The 16,845-nt window shown below is 61.7% G+C and carries 14 protein-coding genes; 2 read left to right on the top strand and 12 right to left on the bottom strand.

Annotated features, from left to right (window positions below):
* The first annotated feature begins 692 nt into the window (after nt 1-692).
* Nucleotides 693-1,136 carry an SH3 domain-containing protein gene (locus A6A03_RS00900; protein WP_066782668.1) on the top strand — a complete coding sequence of 148 codons (444 nt, stop codon included), beginning with the start codon at nt 693-695 and terminating at the stop codon, nt 1,134-1,136.
* Between the two features lie 147 nt (nt 1,137-1,283).
* Nucleotides 1,284-2,486 (top strand): cysteine--tRNA ligase, encoded by a 1,203-nt coding sequence (gene cysS / locus A6A03_RS00895; protein ID WP_066782667.1) that lies wholly within the window; start codon nt 1,284-1,286, stop codon nt 2,484-2,486.
* A 576-nt stretch (nt 2,487-3,062) separates the two neighbouring features.
* On the opposite strand, the gene ftsZ is transcribed toward cysS, so the two are convergent.
* The 12 genes from ftsZ to mraY all read right to left on the bottom strand — a co-directional run bounded on the left by ftsZ (nt 3,063) and on the right by mraY (nt 16,829).
* A complete protein-coding gene (gene ftsZ, locus A6A03_RS00890) occupies nt 3,063-4,247 on the bottom strand; it encodes a cell division protein FtsZ (RefSeq protein WP_066782663.1) in 1,185 nt (394 codons plus the stop codon).
* Between the two features lie 22 nt (nt 4,248-4,269).
* Nucleotides 4,270-5,517 (bottom strand): cell division protein FtsA, encoded by a 1,248-nt coding sequence (ftsA, locus tag A6A03_RS00885; protein ID WP_066782661.1) that lies wholly within the window; start codon nt 5,515-5,517, stop codon nt 4,270-4,272.
* Between the two features lie 30 nt (nt 5,518-5,547).
* A complete protein-coding gene (locus A6A03_RS00880) occupies nt 5,548-6,366 on the bottom strand; it encodes a cell division protein FtsQ/DivIB (protein ID WP_066782659.1) in 819 nt (272 codons plus the stop codon).
* Between the two features lie 45 nt (nt 6,367-6,411).
* Nucleotides 6,412-7,488, bottom strand: coding sequence for a D-alanine--D-alanine ligase family protein (locus tag A6A03_RS00875; protein ID WP_066782657.1), 1,077 nt, complete (start codon nt 7,486-7,488; stop codon nt 6,412-6,414).
* A 498-nt stretch (nt 7,489-7,986) separates the two neighbouring features.
* The gene (gene murB, locus A6A03_RS00870; protein WP_066782655.1) at nt 7,987-8,880 is read right to left on the bottom strand and encodes a UDP-N-acetylmuramate dehydrogenase; all 894 of its coding nucleotides are present in this window, start codon (nt 8,878-8,880) and stop codon (nt 7,987-7,989) included.
* Nucleotides 8,873-10,306, bottom strand: coding sequence for a UDP-N-acetylmuramate--L-alanine ligase (gene murC, locus A6A03_RS00865; protein ID WP_076798193.1), 1,434 nt, complete (start codon nt 10,304-10,306; stop codon nt 8,873-8,875). Before murC ends, murB begins: the two co-directional genes overlap by 8 nt.
* Complete coding sequence (locus A6A03_RS00860) at nt 10,303-10,947, bottom strand: hypothetical protein (protein ID WP_066782654.1); 645 nt, start codon at nt 10,945-10,947, stop codon at nt 10,303-10,305. Before A6A03_RS00860 ends, murC begins: the two co-directional genes overlap by 4 nt.
* Nucleotides 10,944-12,044, bottom strand: a complete 1,101-nt coding sequence (locus A6A03_RS00855) for a UDP-N-acetylglucosamine--N-acetylmuramyl-(pentapeptide) pyrophosphoryl-undecaprenol N-acetylglucosamine transferase (protein ID WP_245668744.1) — start codon at nt 12,042-12,044, stop codon at nt 10,944-10,946. Before A6A03_RS00855 ends, A6A03_RS00860 begins: the two co-directional genes overlap by 4 nt.
* Nucleotides 12,007-13,278, bottom strand: coding sequence for a putative lipid II flippase FtsW (gene ftsW / locus A6A03_RS20785; protein ID WP_066782652.1), 1,272 nt, complete (start codon nt 13,276-13,278; stop codon nt 12,007-12,009). Before ftsW ends, A6A03_RS00855 begins: the two co-directional genes overlap by 38 nt.
* Nucleotides 13,279-13,511: 233 nt before the next feature.
* Complete coding sequence (locus A6A03_RS00845) at nt 13,512-14,327, bottom strand: rhomboid family intramembrane serine protease (protein WP_066782650.1); 816 nt, start codon at nt 14,325-14,327, stop codon at nt 13,512-13,514.
* Nucleotides 14,308-15,726: a UDP-N-acetylmuramoyl-L-alanine--D-glutamate ligase gene (murD, locus tag A6A03_RS00840; protein WP_066782648.1), complete on the bottom strand. Its 1,419-nt coding sequence runs from the start codon at nt 15,724-15,726 to the stop codon at nt 14,308-14,310. Before murD ends, A6A03_RS00845 begins: the two co-directional genes overlap by 20 nt.
* Complete coding sequence (gene mraY / locus A6A03_RS00835; RefSeq protein WP_076798191.1) at nt 15,726-16,829, bottom strand: phospho-N-acetylmuramoyl-pentapeptide-transferase; 1,104 nt, start codon at nt 16,827-16,829, stop codon at nt 15,726-15,728. The genes murD and mraY overlap by 1 nt, the downstream gene beginning before the upstream one ends.
* Nucleotides 16,830-16,845: the final 16 nt, after the last annotated feature.

Below are 16,845 nucleotides of genomic sequence, written 5' to 3'. Positions count from 1 at the left end.
GAAGCGTCACTCCCCGCTGGTTAGTACGCTCTGCACGACAACGCCATTTCCCACGCGGGCGGAATGGATACGCTCAGGCAGGTGATGCGCTAAAGCGGGAGATTGCTTCGGGCGCGCAGTGCCCTCGCAATGACAAAGGCCCCCGCTGGTCAGTACGCTCTGCACGACAACGCCATCTCCCACGCGGGCGGAATGGATCTGCGCAGGCATGTCATTCGCTGAAGCGGGAGATTGCTTCGGGCGCGCAGCGCCCTCGCAATGACAAAGGCCCCCGCTGGTCAGTACGCTCTGCACGACAACGCCATCTCCCACGCGGGCAGAATGGATACGCTCAGGCATGTCATTCGCTGAAACGGGAGATTGCTTCGGGCGCGCAGCGCCCTCGCAATGACAAAGGCCCCTCTTATAAGTGCGCGCTGTGCGGCGAAGCCATTTCCCACGCGGGCGGAATGGATCTGCGCAGGCATGTCATTCGCTGAAGCGGGAGATTGCTTCGGGCGCGCAGTGCCCTCGCAATGACATCATGCCTCTTCAGCCAGCTATCACCCGCTCCACCCGGCTGTCGCTATCGCGGGTTAGTCGTAAAGATTCCGGTCGATCTTACACCTTTGCGTTCGATATTGGTAGACTGTTACTAGAGAATATTTGCTATCATTCTCAGATACGTGATCGCACGTACAACAGGAACTCCTATGAACCGAAGACTCGCTGCTTGGTGGTGGTGTATTTGGTTGAGCGGCGCGTTGCTGCTCACTGCCTGCGTTGATCTGGCGGCGGCACTGCCGCCGACTCCCAGCCCCTTCCCCACCTTAGCCCGCTTGCCAACCGTCACGCCAGTGACGCCGCAACCAACCCGCTCTCCGGTAACGATTGTGCTCGTTCCGCCGAGCACGGTCACACCCACTGCTGAACGCTTTGTCGGGCGCGTCAATGTGGAAGCGAATTTGCGCGGTGGCCCCGGTACGTCGTTTCGGATTATCACGGTTGTGCCGGCTAACACCGAAGTGCTGCTCGAAGGCCAGCGCGCCAACTGGTACGTGGTACGCCTGCCCGATGGCCAGACTGGCTGGATGTCGGCAGCCGTGCTTGAGGTGGCGCCTGATATCGCGGCGCGGGTACCAGTAGCCACACCATAAAACTGGCCCATAGGTGGATGACGGAAGAGCCGGCCCTAAGGGCCGGCTCGTTTGGGATCATGGCAACGCAGCGATGCCAATTAGTGCTACCATAGTAGAGAGTAGCAAAACCGCTATGCCTGATGGCTTCAGCAAAGGACACTCTCCATGCAGCTTTTTAATACGTTGTCCCGTATTCGCGAACCATTTACCATCCCCACCGATCGCCCGGTAACGCTCTATGTCTGTGGGGTGACACCTTACGACACGACTCACATGGGGCACGCGCGCACCTTTATCGTCTTTGACGTGTTGGTACGCTATCTGCGATGGCACGGCGCGACGGTGCGCTACTGCCAGAACGTGACCGATGTTGATGATCCGCTCTTCGAGCGCGCCCGCCGCGACGGAGTGGATTGGTACGAGCTGGCCGAACGCCAAATTGCCCAGTTGCGCGCCGATTGCGCCGGCCTCAACATTCTGCCGCCGACCTTCTTCCCGCGGGTGAGCGAGGAAATCGGCACGATGATTCCGATCATCGAGCGCCTGATCGAACTCGGCCACGCTTACGTCGCCGATGGCAACGTCTATTTCAGCATTCAAACCGACCCCGATTTCGGGCGGATGGCGCGCATGGGGTATGCCGAGTTGCTGGCAATTGCCAATCAGCGCGGAAATAATCCCAATGACCCCTGTAAGCGCGATCCGCTCGATTTTGTGCTTTGGCAACGCGGCAATCCTGATGAACCAAAGTGGGAGAGCCCGTGGGGTATGGGCCGTCCGGGTTGGCATATCGAGTGCAGCGCGATGTCGAAACGTTACTTAGGCGATCAGCTCGATATTCACGGCGGAGGAGCCGATCTGATCTTCCCGCATCACTCGTGCGAAATCGCGCAGAGCGAATCAGCCACCGGCAAAAAGCCCTTTGTGCGCTACTGGATGCACGTCGGCTTGGTCTGGCTCGATGGCGAGAAGATGAGCAAGTCGTTGGGGAATTTGGTCTTCGCCCGTGATGCGTTGCGCCTGCACCATCCCGACGCTATCCGCTGGTATCTGCTCAGCGAACACTACCGCGAGGAGTTTGACTACCGGCGCGATGCCGTGGCGCGCTACGAGCAGTACGCTGCCGACCTGCGCCGGGCCGTGACCGTCAACGGCGGCGACCATAGTCCGCTCGATGTGAGCCGTGGCCGCGCCGATGTGATTGCGGCGATAGACGATGATCTGGATACGCCGGCTGCATTGGCGACACTGCACACGATGGCCGGCATGATCATCGATGCCGCCGCCGAGGGGCGCGACGTAAGCGCCGCGCAGGCGATTTTGCGCGATCTGGCTACGATGATCGGTTTCACGCTGCGCGAACCGTAGCGGTGGATGCGGCATCGCAGCGGGTTTGCGGTTGTCTGTGGCTGACGCAGCCGCTGGAGTGCGGCGGGATGGCACGTCCACACCACCCGGCGGCGCGTGGGATAATATCGTGTTTTTAGTCTATGGAGTGCGGCAGTTAAACTGCCGCATTCCATATTGCAGCGTTGCCACCGTCTTCAGCAAACGACACCTTAACGGCATTAGCGCCGCAGAGGCAGCAAACGCCTTGGCCCACCGTCTGGCTGATGCGCAGTGTTCGCTTGCACAAACGATAACGTGCGGCAATCGTACTGCCGCACGTTCACACCCGCCCGGTGGCGCGTGGGATAATATCGTGTTTTTAGTCTATGGAGTGCGGCAGTTAAACTGCCACACTCCACAGCGTTGCCACCGTCTTCAGCAAACAACACCTTAACGGCATTAGCGCCGCAGAGGCAGCAAACGCCTTGGCCCACCGGCTGGATGATGTGCAGTGTTCGCTGGCACAAACGATAAAGTGCGGCAGTAGAACTGCCGCACTCCATCAATTGCTGCTCAAGCGGTAGCCTGTTGTACGATCTGGAACCGGCCTTCATCTCACCGCTGGCGATTGCGATCGCGCCCGCGCAAGAAGGGCGGGATGTCGAGATCATCGTTGGGCATCGCCGGACGCACCGGTTGCACCGGTGGCTGCACCGGCGCCGGCGTCGTCTGCTTGGGGCGCTGGGCCGGCTGCCCGCCGATCTGCCCGGTCGCTTGGCCAGTGCTAGTCGCCGCTGTCGGATACGAACGGGTGCGTTGCACGTTGGAGTTGCGGTTCATATCGAAACCGGTCGCGATCAACGTGATCTTGATCTCACCGGGCGGGAAGTTCGGATCGATCACGGCGCCGATAATGATGTTGGCATCGGGATCAACCTGCTTGGCGACAATATCAGCGGCTTCGTACACCTCCATAATGCCGAGATCTTCGCCGCCGGTGATGTTAAAGAGCACACCCTTCGCCCCGTCGATACTGACCTCGAGCAAGGGGCTGGCAATCGCCTGATTGACGGCATCAAGCGCGCGAGCATCGCCCTTGCCATAGCCGACCGCCATCAACGCCGAACCTTGCTGGGCCATGATCGTCTTGACGTCGGCGAAGTCGACATTAATCAGACCACGCTGGGTAATCAGGTCAGAAATACCCTGAATGCCTTGGCGCAGCACATCATCAGCCATCAAAAACGCCTGCTGGAAGGTGGTATTCTTGCTGGCCGTCTGCAACAGGCGGTCATTGGGAATGACGATCAAGGTATCAACCACCGGGCGCAACTGTTCGATCCCGGCTTCGGCCACTTTGCGGCGGTGATTGCCTTCAAAAGTGAAGGGGCGGGTGACGACTCCAACCGTCAGCGCGCCGAGGTCATGGGCAATCCCGGCGATGATCGGCGACGCGCCGGTGCCGGTGCCGCCACCCATGCCGGCAGCGACGAAGACCATATCAGCGCCCTTCAATTGCTCGTAGATATCTTCCTGATTCTCCTCCGCCGCCTTCTGCCCGATCACCGGATTACCGCCGCTGCCCAGACCGCGGGTGAGCTTATCACCAATGCGAATCCGCACTGGCGCCAGCGAGTGCATCAAGGCCTGCACATCGGTATTGACGGTAATAAACTCGACCCCCTGTACGCCAGCGGCAATCATGCGATCCACTGCATTGCTGCCGCCGCCGCCAACGCCAACCACCTTGATCTGGGCGAAGTCTTCCAGAGAGAAGCCATTGCTGCTTCGATCAACCATGTGCGAACCTCCTTGGGTAGTGTTATGGCAATAATTCGCGCAACCAGCGGCGGAAGCGCTCGTATAGCGAACTCGTATCATCAGACGAAGACTGCTCAGGCGGCCGCCCGCCGTACCGCATTCCCCATCGTAAAAGCCCCACAGCCGTTGCATACGCCGGCGAGTCTAGTGCGTCATGTAAACCGCCTAACCCGCTGGGAATGCCGATCCGTACTGGTAACCGCAAATCGTCACGCAACAAGTCGTCGAACTGGCTGAGCTGCGCGCCACCGCCGGTCAAGACGATGCCCGCCGGCAACATGCTCTCGTAACCACTGCGCCGCGCTTCGTCCACGATCAACTCGATCAGTTCTTCGGCGCGCGCCTGCAAGACCTGTTTCAGCAGATAGGCGCTAATCTGCTGCTTTTCCCCTACCGTCAACGTCTCGGCGTCGATCAGGTCACTTTCGTCACCCGGCGCCGGCGGGTTACCGGCGATGGCGCTGCCGTAGCGCAGTTTGAGGTATTCGGCAGTGTTGGGCGGCGTGTGCAGCACGTAGACAATATCGTTGGTAAAGTGCTGGCCGCCGACCGGGATCACACCGGTGTGCCACACCCCGCCTTGGGCAAAGATCGCGAGGTCGGTCGTCGCACCGCCAATATTGATCAGCATCACCCCGCGCTCTTTGTCGTCATCGCTAAGCACTGCTTCCGCGGCGGCCAACGGTTGCAAGACCAGATCGTTGATCTGCACCCCGGCCCGCTCGACGCTGCGAATCAGGTTTTGGATCGCCATGGCTTCGCCGGTGATGATGTGGGTCTCCACTTCCAGCCGTAGGCCGCTCATCCCGATCGGATCGCGAATGCCATCGTTGCCGTCAATCACATAGGCGCGGGGAATAATGTGAATAATCTCGCGCTGGGTCGGCAAGGCCACTGCCTGCGCCGCTTCGATGGCCCGTGCCACATCTTGGCGCGAAATCCCATCGGGATCCTGCACCGCCACCACCCCCCGGCTATTGAGTGAGGAAATATGGCGTCCGGCAATCCCGACAAAGGCCTGATTGATACTCAAACCGCTGGCCCGCTCGGCCTTTTCAATACTGGCTTCAATGGCTGAAGCCGCATCGTCGATATTGACGACCACCCCTTTATCAATCCCACGGCTGGGCACCATTCCCACGCCAAGAATATTCAGCCGCCGGCCATCGCCAATTTGGCCGACGATAGTACAGATTTTGCTTGTGCCAACATCTATCCCGACAATGGTGCGTGCCATGGTTCGTGCCATAGTATCCTCGCTGCCTACCGCAGACGGCGCTCACGGCCTGCCGTCGGTGCGGTTTTGGTAATATGGGTTGATCGGTCGTAAATCGAGATAGGTAAACGGTGTGCCATCGGCAAGCATATACGCCAATATTGTTAGTTTGCGTTCGAGCCGTTCGCTGCGGCCAAACACAATCATCTGATCTTGCGCAGTGCGCACAAAGACGCCTAAACCGAAATCCCAGCCGATCTGGGCCGGTTGCAGTCCCACTTCATTTGGCAACAGGAGAGCCAGTTCGCGCGCTAGGGCTAAAGCATCGGTATCGAGCCGCATGTTCGGTTTGACCGGCAAATTAGAAGTATCCACGATGACGAGCGCATCGTCGGGCGGCGGCGCCGGCGCCGGCTCAATCACATAGCCTTGCCGGTCAACCAGATAATCAACCCCGCCGGTGCGCCAATAGACCGCCGGCTGGCGCTCGACAATCACGATCCGCGCCCGATCGGGCAGGATCAGGCTCAGCCGGGCATGCTCGACAAAGGGACTCGCCAGCAACGGCGCGATTGTCTGCTCTTCATCGATCAACCAGATCGGCTGCCCACGCAGCGGGATAGCGTCGACAATCCGCTCAGGGCTAAGAAACTCTACCCCCACCACTTCGACGGTCTGCACGCGGAACTGGCTGCTGAAGAGCGCATACAAGAGGGCCAAACAGCTCACGGCAAAGATCGCGCCGCTGGCAATCCGCCCGCTGTGCCAGCTATCGAGCAAGCGCCGGCGCCAACCCGGCGCCGCCGGTTCATCGGTAGGCCGGCGCGCTCGCTGCCGGCGCGCGGCCACTCGTTCGCGTGTATTCGGCGGATTGTATTCCATAGGTTTGTGCGCCCTTCACCTCACCCCTGATGACTCGCTCACCGCTTACGCCCCATGCCCGGCCCGCGCTAACGCCAATGCCACTAGCCGGTCGAGCAGCCGGGGATAGGGCAGGCCGCTCGCGGCCCACATCTTGGCGTACATGCTGATCGGGGTAAAACCGGGCATGGTATTCACCTCATTGAGCCAGAGCGTGCCCTGCTCGCGGTCGAGCAGAAAATCGACCCGCGCCAAGCCCGCGCCATCGATCGCTTGAAAGGCTTGTATTGCCAGCGTCTGCACCTGCGCGATCTGGGCCGGTGCGAGCGCCGCCGGCACAATCGTTTGCGAGCCGCCGTCGATATACTTGGCGTGGTAGTCGTACCACTCACCGGCGGGGATGATCTCGCCGGGAAGGCTGGCTTCAATCTGATCGTTCCCCAACACCGAAATTTCGATTTCGCGCGCCGGGATGCCTTGCTCAACCACGATCCGGCGATCGTAGCGGGCGGCTTCGTGCAGGGCAGCGATCAATTCCGCCCGATCACGCGCTTTGCTAACGCCAACGCTACTGCCGAGGTTGGCCGGCTTGACAAAGATCGGGAAGCGCAACGCCGCTTCGATCCGGTCACATACCACCTCGATAGCCGCCAATTCAGCCCGCCGCACCAGCAACCACGGCAGCACCGGCAAGCCAGCAGCGGCAAAGGCCGCTTTCATCAAGCCTTTATCCATACCGACGGCACTGGCCGCCACGCCGCAACCGACATACGGCTTGCCGGCCAGTTCCAGCAATCCTTGGATGGTACCGTCTTCGCCATACGGGCCGTGCAATACGGGAAAGTAAACATCAGCCGCGGGTAAGGCCCATCCCGGCGCGCCGACTCGACCTAATTCACGCACCGGGCCGGGAGCAGCCATTGTGGCACTGGCCGGCAAGCGAGCCGGATCGGCGGCTGCCATCAACGCCGCCAATGCGCCGGGGCCGTGCCACCAGCAGCCGTCTTTGCCGATCCCAATCGTTTCGATGTGGTATCGTTCTAGATCGAGGTTATTGATGACGGCATGCGCTGAAACCAGCGATACCTCGTGTTCACCGCTCTGCCCGCCGAAGATGACGGCAATCGTGATCGGTGTGCTCATTGGCCGCCTCCCGGAACCGGTTCAGCGATCGCTGAACCGATCGTTTTTTGAATAAACGAGGTGGTTAGGAAAATTTTGCGCATGATTTCGTTCATGTCGATCTTGAATTTGATTTGAGCTAGGTATTTGCAATGCTAACAGACTCAGCAACGTATCAAGAAGGTTTTTCAATGCGTGACGTTTTGATCCGTCTGCAGGCCAGCGGCCCGCTCCCCTTGCCTGCGCCGGCGGGCCAGCGGCCCGCGCCCCTTGTCCATCCCCGGAGCGCGGGCGGCTCGCCCGCTCCCTTTGCCCGCGCCGGCGGGCCAGCGGCCCGCACCCCTTTCCCATCCCCGGAGCGCGGGCGGCTCGCCCGCTCCCTTTGCCTGCGCCGGCGGGCCAGCGGCCCGCACCCCTTTCCCATCCCCGGAGCGCGGGCGGCTCGCCCGCTCCCCTTGCCTGCGCCGGCGGGCCAGCGGCCCGCGCCCCTATCTCCCTATCTCCCTATCTCCCTACTCCCTAAATCACCCGTACCTCAAGCTGCAACGTGATCCCAAACCGTTCGGCGACGGTAGCACGCGCCAGTTCGATCAAAGCCAGAATGTCGGCAGCGCGCGCTTGGCCGCGATTGACGATGTAGTTGGCGTGGATCGGGCTGATCTCGGCGTCGCCGATCTGCACGCCTTTGAGACCAGCCGCCTCGATCAAGCGTCCAGCGCTCTCGCCGGGTGGATTTTTAAATACGCTGCCACACGAACTGCCTGCCGGCGTTTTGCGTTTTCGCTCGGCGGCAATCGCTGCCATCCGCGCCGCCAAGACTGCCGGATCGGCCCGCCGTAGACGGAAGCGTCCGGCCAACACCAGCGGCGGGATCCCTTCCGCCACCGGATGCTTGAGCGCGCTCTCGCGGTAGGCATACGCTAACGCGCCCACCGGCCACTCCACCCGTTCGCGCCCGTTGAGCAACAGCTCGGCGGCAATCAGCACGCTCGCGGTATCGCCGCCATAACAACCGGCATTACCGACAATCGCGCCGCCGATCGCGCCGGGCAACCCTTCGGCCCATTCCAAGCCAGCCCACCCCATTGCTGCCAACCGGCGAGCCGTGCCGGCCATCGGCGCACCTGCCTCGATCCACAACTCGGCCTCATCACCCGCTTCGCGCAATGCCCAACGCTGGCCGCGGTACGACGCGATCACACCGGCAAAGCCTTCGTCGCGCACCAGCAAGTTGGTGCCACGGCCTACCCAGATCAGTGGCAAGCCCTGAGCGGTTGCCCACGCAGCCAATGCGATCGCCTCATCAGGGGTCGCCGGTTCGGCGTAGTAGCGCGCTGGCCCTCCCACCCGCCACGAAGTATGGCGGGCCATTGGCTCATCGGTGCGGAGCGTGATTGGCAGCGTCTCATTCATGGATGGCCTCCGTCTGCGCGGCGCGTAACCGTTCCAACGCCAGCGCCGCCACCCGATCGCTATCGCCGGCGCCGAGGGTCAAGACCACATCGCCGGGACGGGCCACGGTGGCAATCAGCGCCGCCGCCGCAGTTGGAGCGCCGGCATAGTGCGCATCAATCCCGTGCGCTGCCAGATGCGCCGCTAGCTCAGCCGCCAGCGCCGCCGGATCACCCTGTTCGCGGGCCGGATAGATATCACCTACCAACACCGTCGCTGCCGCGCGGCAAGCGTCGGGCCACTGTTCCCACAGACTGCGCGTGCGGCTGAAGGTGTGCGGTTGCAGGTAGACGATCACGCGCTGGCCGGGGTAACGCTGCTGCGCCGCCGCGATCGTGGCCTGCACTTCGGTCGGGTGATGGGCATAATCGTCAATCACCGTCACCCCTACCGCTTCGCCGCGCCATTCAAACCGCCGGCTACTGCCGCGATAGGTTGCCAGCGCCGCTGCTGCCGCGTTCAGATCGGCCCCCCACAATGCCGCCGCCGCCAACGCCGCCGTGGCATTGCGCACGTTGTGCAGACCGGGCACCGCCAACGTCACCAGCGCCGCCAACCGGCGGGCAAACGTCCGCCGGTCGTAATACCAGAGATCAAACTGCTGGCCGGCAGCGGTAGCCTCTACCCGGCTCGCCGTCCAATCGAGCGGGGCCAACCGGCACGAGACCGGATCACACGCGATCTGCTCGTCGATCCCGTAGAGGCGAGCTTGGCCATCGTTATCCAGCACCGCCGCACCGGGATCATCAGCGCAGAGCAGCAACCGGCGCCGATCGCGCACCTGCCGGGCAAAGGTCGCAAACGCTGCGGCATACTCCTCAGCAGAGGGGTAGATATCAGGATGATCCCACTCGACATTGGTAACAATCGCCAGCGCCGGTGTCAGGGCCAAAAATACTCGATCATACTCATCGGCCTCGATCACCAACGGCGCTGCCGGATCACCCCACTGCGCGCTCCCGCCGAGATCAGGCACCTCGGCGCCAATCAAAAAACCACACTCCACCCCGCCCCCCCGCAGAGCGAGCGCCGTCATCGCGCTGGTGGTCGTCTTGCCGTGGGTACCGGCCACTGCGATAACCGGACGCTGGGCCGACCATTCTCGCCACAGATCGGCCCGGCTCAGGCGGGGAATACCGAGCGCGGCGGCGGCTTCGAGTTCAGGATGCGGGCCGCGGATGGCGGCAGTGGCCAGCACCACATCGGCGCCACGCACATGCGCCGCGTCGTGGCCTTGCCAAATCTGCGCCCCCCGCGCCGCCAGCGCCGCCGTCGCCCGATTCGCAGCCAGATCAGACCCGCTCACCGTATGGCCTTGGTCGAGCAACAGATGGGCAATGGCACTCATGCCGGCCCCGGCAATGCCGATAATGTGATAGTGACTCACGGCTTCCAGACCTTTGGAAAGTTGAACAAAATCAGCAAACCCAAAATCATAAAGAAGATCGCAATCAGCGACGGCAACAAGATGCTGACATCGGGCAACACGTTGAGTAAAGTAGCAATTGGGCCCTCAAATGTGCCGCCACCGGCAACAAACTCGCGCCAGAACACAACCGCCGCGTTCGACCAGAGGAGCGCAATCAGCGCACCCACAAACAGGCCCAACGGGCGTGCCAGCTTCTCCTTCGGCGGCCCCTTCCAAGCAGCCTTGCTATCAAAAAACATCCCTAGCAAGATCAGCGCAATAAACGCCATGGTGCGAAAGAACAGCGGCACCTGAAACCCCGGCGTGATCAGCGGGTCGAGCGGCGGGGCCAATGTTGGGTCATTTCCGATCAGAAACGCCACAAATCGCGGCGCATTAACCCACAACCGATTGATGACCTCAACCACAAACGTACCGCCTTGCACACACAAGACATAAGCGATAATCGTCCAGATTGTGACCGTCAACAGGTTGCGCAAGCCCTGCTGATACCCGGCATACCCACCCAACGCCATCAGAATGAGCAAAATCGCCACGCCGTTGAGATTAACAGTAATAGCTGTCTGCCCAAGGGGGAGCACCATCCACTGCTCAATCATGCCGAACTCCTCTGCGCGAGGCCAATCAGCGCCATAGCCAAAGCGTGGGCCGCATCAGGGCGAGCCAGCGCGCGGCTACGAGCTGCCATCTGCTTCCGCATCCCCCCATCCGTCAGTAACCGCCGCACCGCTTGCGCGAGCGGCCCTTCGGCTGGATCACCATCGCCCAACATCGCCTGATCAGCGACCTTCAGCGCCGCGCCGCGTTGCACCAGATAATCAGCATTTTCATCTTGATGCACATACGGATAGGGCACCAACACTGCCGGCAACCCCACTGCCGGCAATTCGGCCAACGTCGAAGCGCCACTGCGGCAAACGGTCACATCTGCCGCGGCCAGCGCCGCTGCCATACTCTGTGCGCTACCGCTTTCGAGATAGGGAAAGAGCAGGTAGCGCGCGCGCAAGGCCGGATCAAGGCGCGCCGCCGCTTCTTCCAACCACGCCTGATCGCCTTCGCGCCCACAAACGTGAATAATGGTACAGAGCGGCAGCAACGTTGGCAAGAGCGCGGCAATCGCTCGATTCACGTTGCGCGCCCCCCGGCTGCCGCCATAGACGAGCAAGACCATCTGGTCAGGCGCAATCCCAAATGCGGCCCGCGCCGCCGCCCGATCAATCGTAAACAGTTCGGGCCGCACTGGATAACCGGTAACAATTGCCCGGCGGTGGCCTTCGTGCAACCCCAGCCGCGGCAAGGCATCGCTCACGTTCACCGCTGTCAGATCGGCGATCCGGCTCAGCAACCGCACCGCCAAACCGGGCACCACGTCGGGCAGGTAGATCATTGTGGGAATACGCCGGAGTTTAGCGGCAACGAATAGCGGCACACAGACATAGCCGCCGGTGCCGAGAATGGCGTCCGGCCGTTCACGACCAAGCAACTGCATCGCCGCCGCCACCCCGCGCAGCAGGATGAGCAGCGACCGCACCATCTGCACCGGCCCGCGCCCGCGAATGGCCGCTGCCGGCAATGCGCGAAACGGCAACGCGCTCTCGCGCGCGACGATCCGCTCTTCCATCCCACCCACACTGCCGACATACACCACCTGCGCCTGTTCAGCGAGCGCGCTGGCGACGGCTAAGGCCGGATACACGTGACCGCCAGTTCCGCCACCCGACAAGATCAGACGTAGCGGGTTCGGTGTGGTGGTAACGTTTGGCTGTTGTACTGACTGGTTCTGACCGATCGACATGGCGTGAAATATTCAACAAGATGCCCACCGCCATCAGACAACTGATCAGCGATGAGCTGCCATACGACAGAAACGGCAACGTCAAACCGGTAAACGGAATGAGCGCGACCGTGACCGCAATGTTAATAAATGCCTGAAACACCAACCACGAGGTAATCCCAACCGCCACCAGCGCGGCGAACGGCGACGGCGCGCGCGCCGCAATCCGGTAGCCGCGAGCGGCGATGATGACAAATGCGATCAAGATGCCAATCGTTCCGAGCAAGCCCCATTCTTCGCCGATAATCGCGTAGATGGTATCGGTATGCGGCTGCGGCAACCAGAGATATTTCTGCCGGCTCATCCCCACACCTTGGCCAAAAATCCCGCCGCTGCCCAGCGCGTAGAGTGAATGAATGATCTGATACCCCTCGGCGCTCGCCCGCGACCACGGATCGAGAAACGCTTCCCACCGCCCGCTCCGAAAGGTCACGATCAGCGCCCAAAAGGCCATTGCTCCTAACAGCGCCGCACCGCCGACGTGCAAGAGATTCGCGCCCGCAGCAAAAAAGATTGCGCCGCCGATCAAGACCATCACGATAGTGGTGCCCAAATCGGGTTGCAGCATAATCAGACCGCAGATGAACCCCAGCATCACTGCAAACGGCGCTAACCCATACGTTACATTGCCGAGCCGGTGGCTGCGCCGCGAGAGCCAATGGGCAAAGTAGATGATCATCGCCAGTTTGGCAAATTCTGACGGCTGAATGCTGAAAATGCCGAGCCACCCTTCGCCGAAGCGGATCCACGACCGCGAGCCGTTGACCTCGGTCATACTGGCCGGCAAGATCAACACGGCTGCCAACAAGAGCAGCGCCCCAGCCATCAGATGGATCGAATAGCGTTGCCAGATCCGGTGATCGATCCGTTGCATGGCGAACATCATCCCAAAACCAATCAGCGCACCAGTCATCTGCCGCAAGGCATAGTAGAACGGATTGCTTTTGAACACCGCCGCCTCGACAAAGCTGGCGCTATAGACCATCACCAGCCCGAACGCGGTGAGGCCAATCACGGTCGCCAGTAAGACCCGATCGGGCGGGTGTGTGGCGCGATCGAATAGCGTTGGAGCGGGTGATGTGTCAGGGTTGGCCATACTGTCCTCTTTCATCGTGCTCGCAACTGTGGGCCGAATGTGATACCTCCGTCATGGCTGCACGGCGCCGAGCGAGTGTTCATCTGCCGAGCGTGCGAGCCAACGACCGGCGCCCCTTTCGCCCGCCCGAAACGCGGGTAGCGTGATCGTAGCAATTCCTGCCCCAAAGCGAGCAATACCTAATCTGAACCATACGGCACATCACGACTAGCAGCGGCCGGCGGCACCCACCGTTACGCCGGGGTCACTAGCCGCACCAGCACCATCATCACCAGCGCAATCGCCATTGCCCACAGCCAACCCTGCGCCGGAAAGCGCCGGATGAGCAACGGCGGAAAGAAGCGCATATCAATCGTCAACCGCGGTGACAGCGCCATTCCGATCAGCACCCCGCTGACTAACCCGCCCAAATGTCCCCAATTATCAATGACCCCCTGCGCAGCAAACCCGATTAGCAGGTTGATAAAGGCGATCGCTGCGATGCCGCGCACCTGATTGCGGCCAAACTCACCCAACGCTTGCCGGTTGAGGTAGTAAAAGATACCGAGACCGCCGATCAAGCCGAAGATCGCGCCGCTCGCGCCAACCGCCGGCGCCGGCGAGAGCGCATACGACGCGATGCTGCCGCCGAGCCCGCTGAGCAGATAGAGCGCCAGAAACCGTCCGTGCCCGTAGAAGCGTTCCGCTTCCGGCCCCAACACCGAGAGCGCATATCCGTTGAAGAAGATATGGATCAGATTGGCATGCAGAAAGACCGCCGTCAGCAACCGCCACACTTCGCCGTTGGCGATCCGATCATTCACCTTCGCCCCTAGCGCCACCAGCACCGGAAACGCTGGTTGAAAGAAGGAGCCGCTGAGGACACTGGTTAACACATACACAATCCCAATCACCCAGAGCAGGCTATACGTCACGACCGGGCGTGGCGGTGGCGGCGGCGCAGGCCGCGGCGGCGGCTCTTCAGGCAGATCGGGCCGGCGGCCAAATTCCCGTTCGGCCCGGCGCAAAAACTCTTCGATCTCGTCAGGTTCATTGGGCTGGCGTGCCATGAGCTTGCTCCCCGGCGCGAACGGCAGCCAACTCGCGCACAATCTGGCGAAACGCTTCGCCGCGATGAAATTCATTCCGAAACATGCCGAAACTCGCGCATCCGGGTGAGAGCAAGACAGCGCCGCCGGGTTGGGCGAGCATGCGAGCCTGCGCCACAGCGATTCGCAAATCATCGAAGGGGCCAACCACCGGCAACGACGGCGCTTGCGCTTGTACCAACGCCTGCAAGGTTGGCGTGGCACTGCCGGCCAAGAGCACCACTGCCGCTGCACCTTGCGCAATGGTGCCGGCTAATGCCGCTAAATCCAGATTCTTGTCGGCCCCGCCGGCCAGCAACACGATCGGCCCCGGCACCGTTGCCAGCGCCACTGCGGTAGCTGCCGGATTCGTCGCAGTGGTGTCATTAATATAGCGCACGCCATCGATCGTCGCCACCAGTTCGAGCCGGTGTTCAACCCCGCTCACGGTGTGCAGCGCCGCCACAATGGCGGCAGGGTCAATCCCAAACCGGTAGGCCAGCGTTGCCGCCGCCAACGCATTGGCCGCGTTGTGTTCTCCCGGCAACCGCAGATCCGACCGGTGAAACAGGATCACATCGCGATAGCGAAAGGCGCCATCAGCCGTGACTGTCGCGTCAGCAGCCGGGTCGGTCAGGCTATAGCTGATCACCCCTTGCCTCCCGCCACCCCACTCCCGCGCCTGTTCCGGCGGCAAGACTGCCACGCCGTCCGGCCCTTGATGGGCCATAATCTGCCGTTTGGCGTTGGCATAGGCGGCGAGTGAACCATGCCAGTTGAGGTGATCGTTCCCCAGATTGGTGAGCAGCGCATACGCTGGGCTCAGCCGCGCTTCACCCAGCCGTTCGAGCTGAAAGCTGCTCAACTCCAGCACCACCGGCGTCTGCGGCCCGATCTGATCGAGCGCCTCGAGCGCCGAGACGCGCAGATTGCCTGCCGCCACCGTATCGGGATAGCGTTGCCGGATCATTGCCGCCAGCAGCAAGGTGGTGGTCGTCTTGCCTTTAGTGCCGGTCACGCCGAGAATCGGGCCGGGGCAGGCGCGAAAGAAGAGGGTCATCTCGGTTTCGATCGGCACCCCGCCCGAGCGGGCCAGCGCCAGCCACGGCGAGTCGGGCCGCACTGCCGGATTAACCACCAGCATCTCGGCGGCGCGAATATCTTCGGCGCGATGTTCGCCTAACGTATAACGCACGTGCGTGCCAAGCTCGGCGGCGAAGGCGTCAAGGCGGGCAATCGGTTCGGCCAGCGCTTCTGCCGGAGCAAGGTCGGTCACTGTCACCTCAGCGCCGTGACGCAACAGCCAGCGGGCCACGCCTAACCCGCCGCCATGCACGCCCAAGCCCATTACCAACACTCGTTTTCCGGCCACCACAACCATCACCGGCTCCCATCACGCTCTTGCATAACGGCAGGCGTCTGATCCACCTGCGACTCGACCCGTGGCGTCCCAAAGATCAGCGCCAGCGAAATCCCCACCATCGCCGCCACCGTTCCGATCAAGACAAACCGTTGCGTCACCTGCGGCTGGCTCCAGCCGAGCAATTCAAAATGGTGGTGGAGCGGAGCCATCTTAAACACCCGCCGGCCCTCACCGTAGCGCCACTTTGTCCACTTAAAGTAACCGGTCTGGATCATCGTTGAAAGCGCCTCAACCACAAACACAATCCCGATCACCGGCAAGAGCAGCCATTGCTGCGACTGCAAGGCCACCACGGCGAGAGTGGCCCCCAGCGCCAATGCCCCCAGATCACCCATAAAGACCTGCGCCGGATAGGCGTTGTACCATAGGAAGGCGGCACACGCGCCGACCACGGTAAAGCAGAACGCCGTCAGGTTGGTGAGGCGCGGCTCGGCGAGGAAGGTGATCACGCCATACGCGCCAAAGGCGAGGGTCAAATTCCAGCCGGCCAGACTATCGAGACCATCGGTAATATTCACCGCATTCGAGATGAACACAATGATCAGCACCGCAATCGGGATAAACCACAGCCCGATATTGACCTCGCCGACGAAGGGGATCTGCACCAAGCCTTCGTGCTCTAGCCCGTATGGCTGCGGCAAGTAGAGCGCAAGACTAGCGACGAAAGCCACCGCCATCATGATCCAAAACTTAAACTTGGCCGTGAAGCCATGCGTCTTGGAACGCGAGCCGGTCAGCGACAACCAATCGTCGATCCCGCCTAAGACGGCGAAACTCACCATCACACCAAGCGGCAACAACATTGACCAGCGATCAACCAGATTGAAGAGCGCGGTCAACACCACCACGGTGCTGACGATCATAATCCCACCCATCGTCGGCGTACCCACCTTGACCAGATGGCTCTGCGGGCCATCGGGCCGGATGCGCTTGCCCAGCTTGTGTTTGCGGGCGAACTGCACCCACCATGCCCCGACGATCAGGGTCAATACAAATGCCGCAGCAGCGAGCAACAGAGCCCGCGCCATATCTTGAACCAACACTGCACGCAGGACGCCCACGCAACTTCTCCTGTTG

The sequence above is a fragment of the Chloroflexus islandicus genome, from assembly GCF_001650695.1.
In the GTDB taxonomy this organism is placed as follows: Bacteria; Chloroflexota; Chloroflexia; order Chloroflexales; family Chloroflexaceae; genus Chloroflexus; species Chloroflexus islandicus.
Note: the sequence above shows the minus strand (reverse complement) of the source record. Positions and strands in the feature narration are given on the sequence as shown.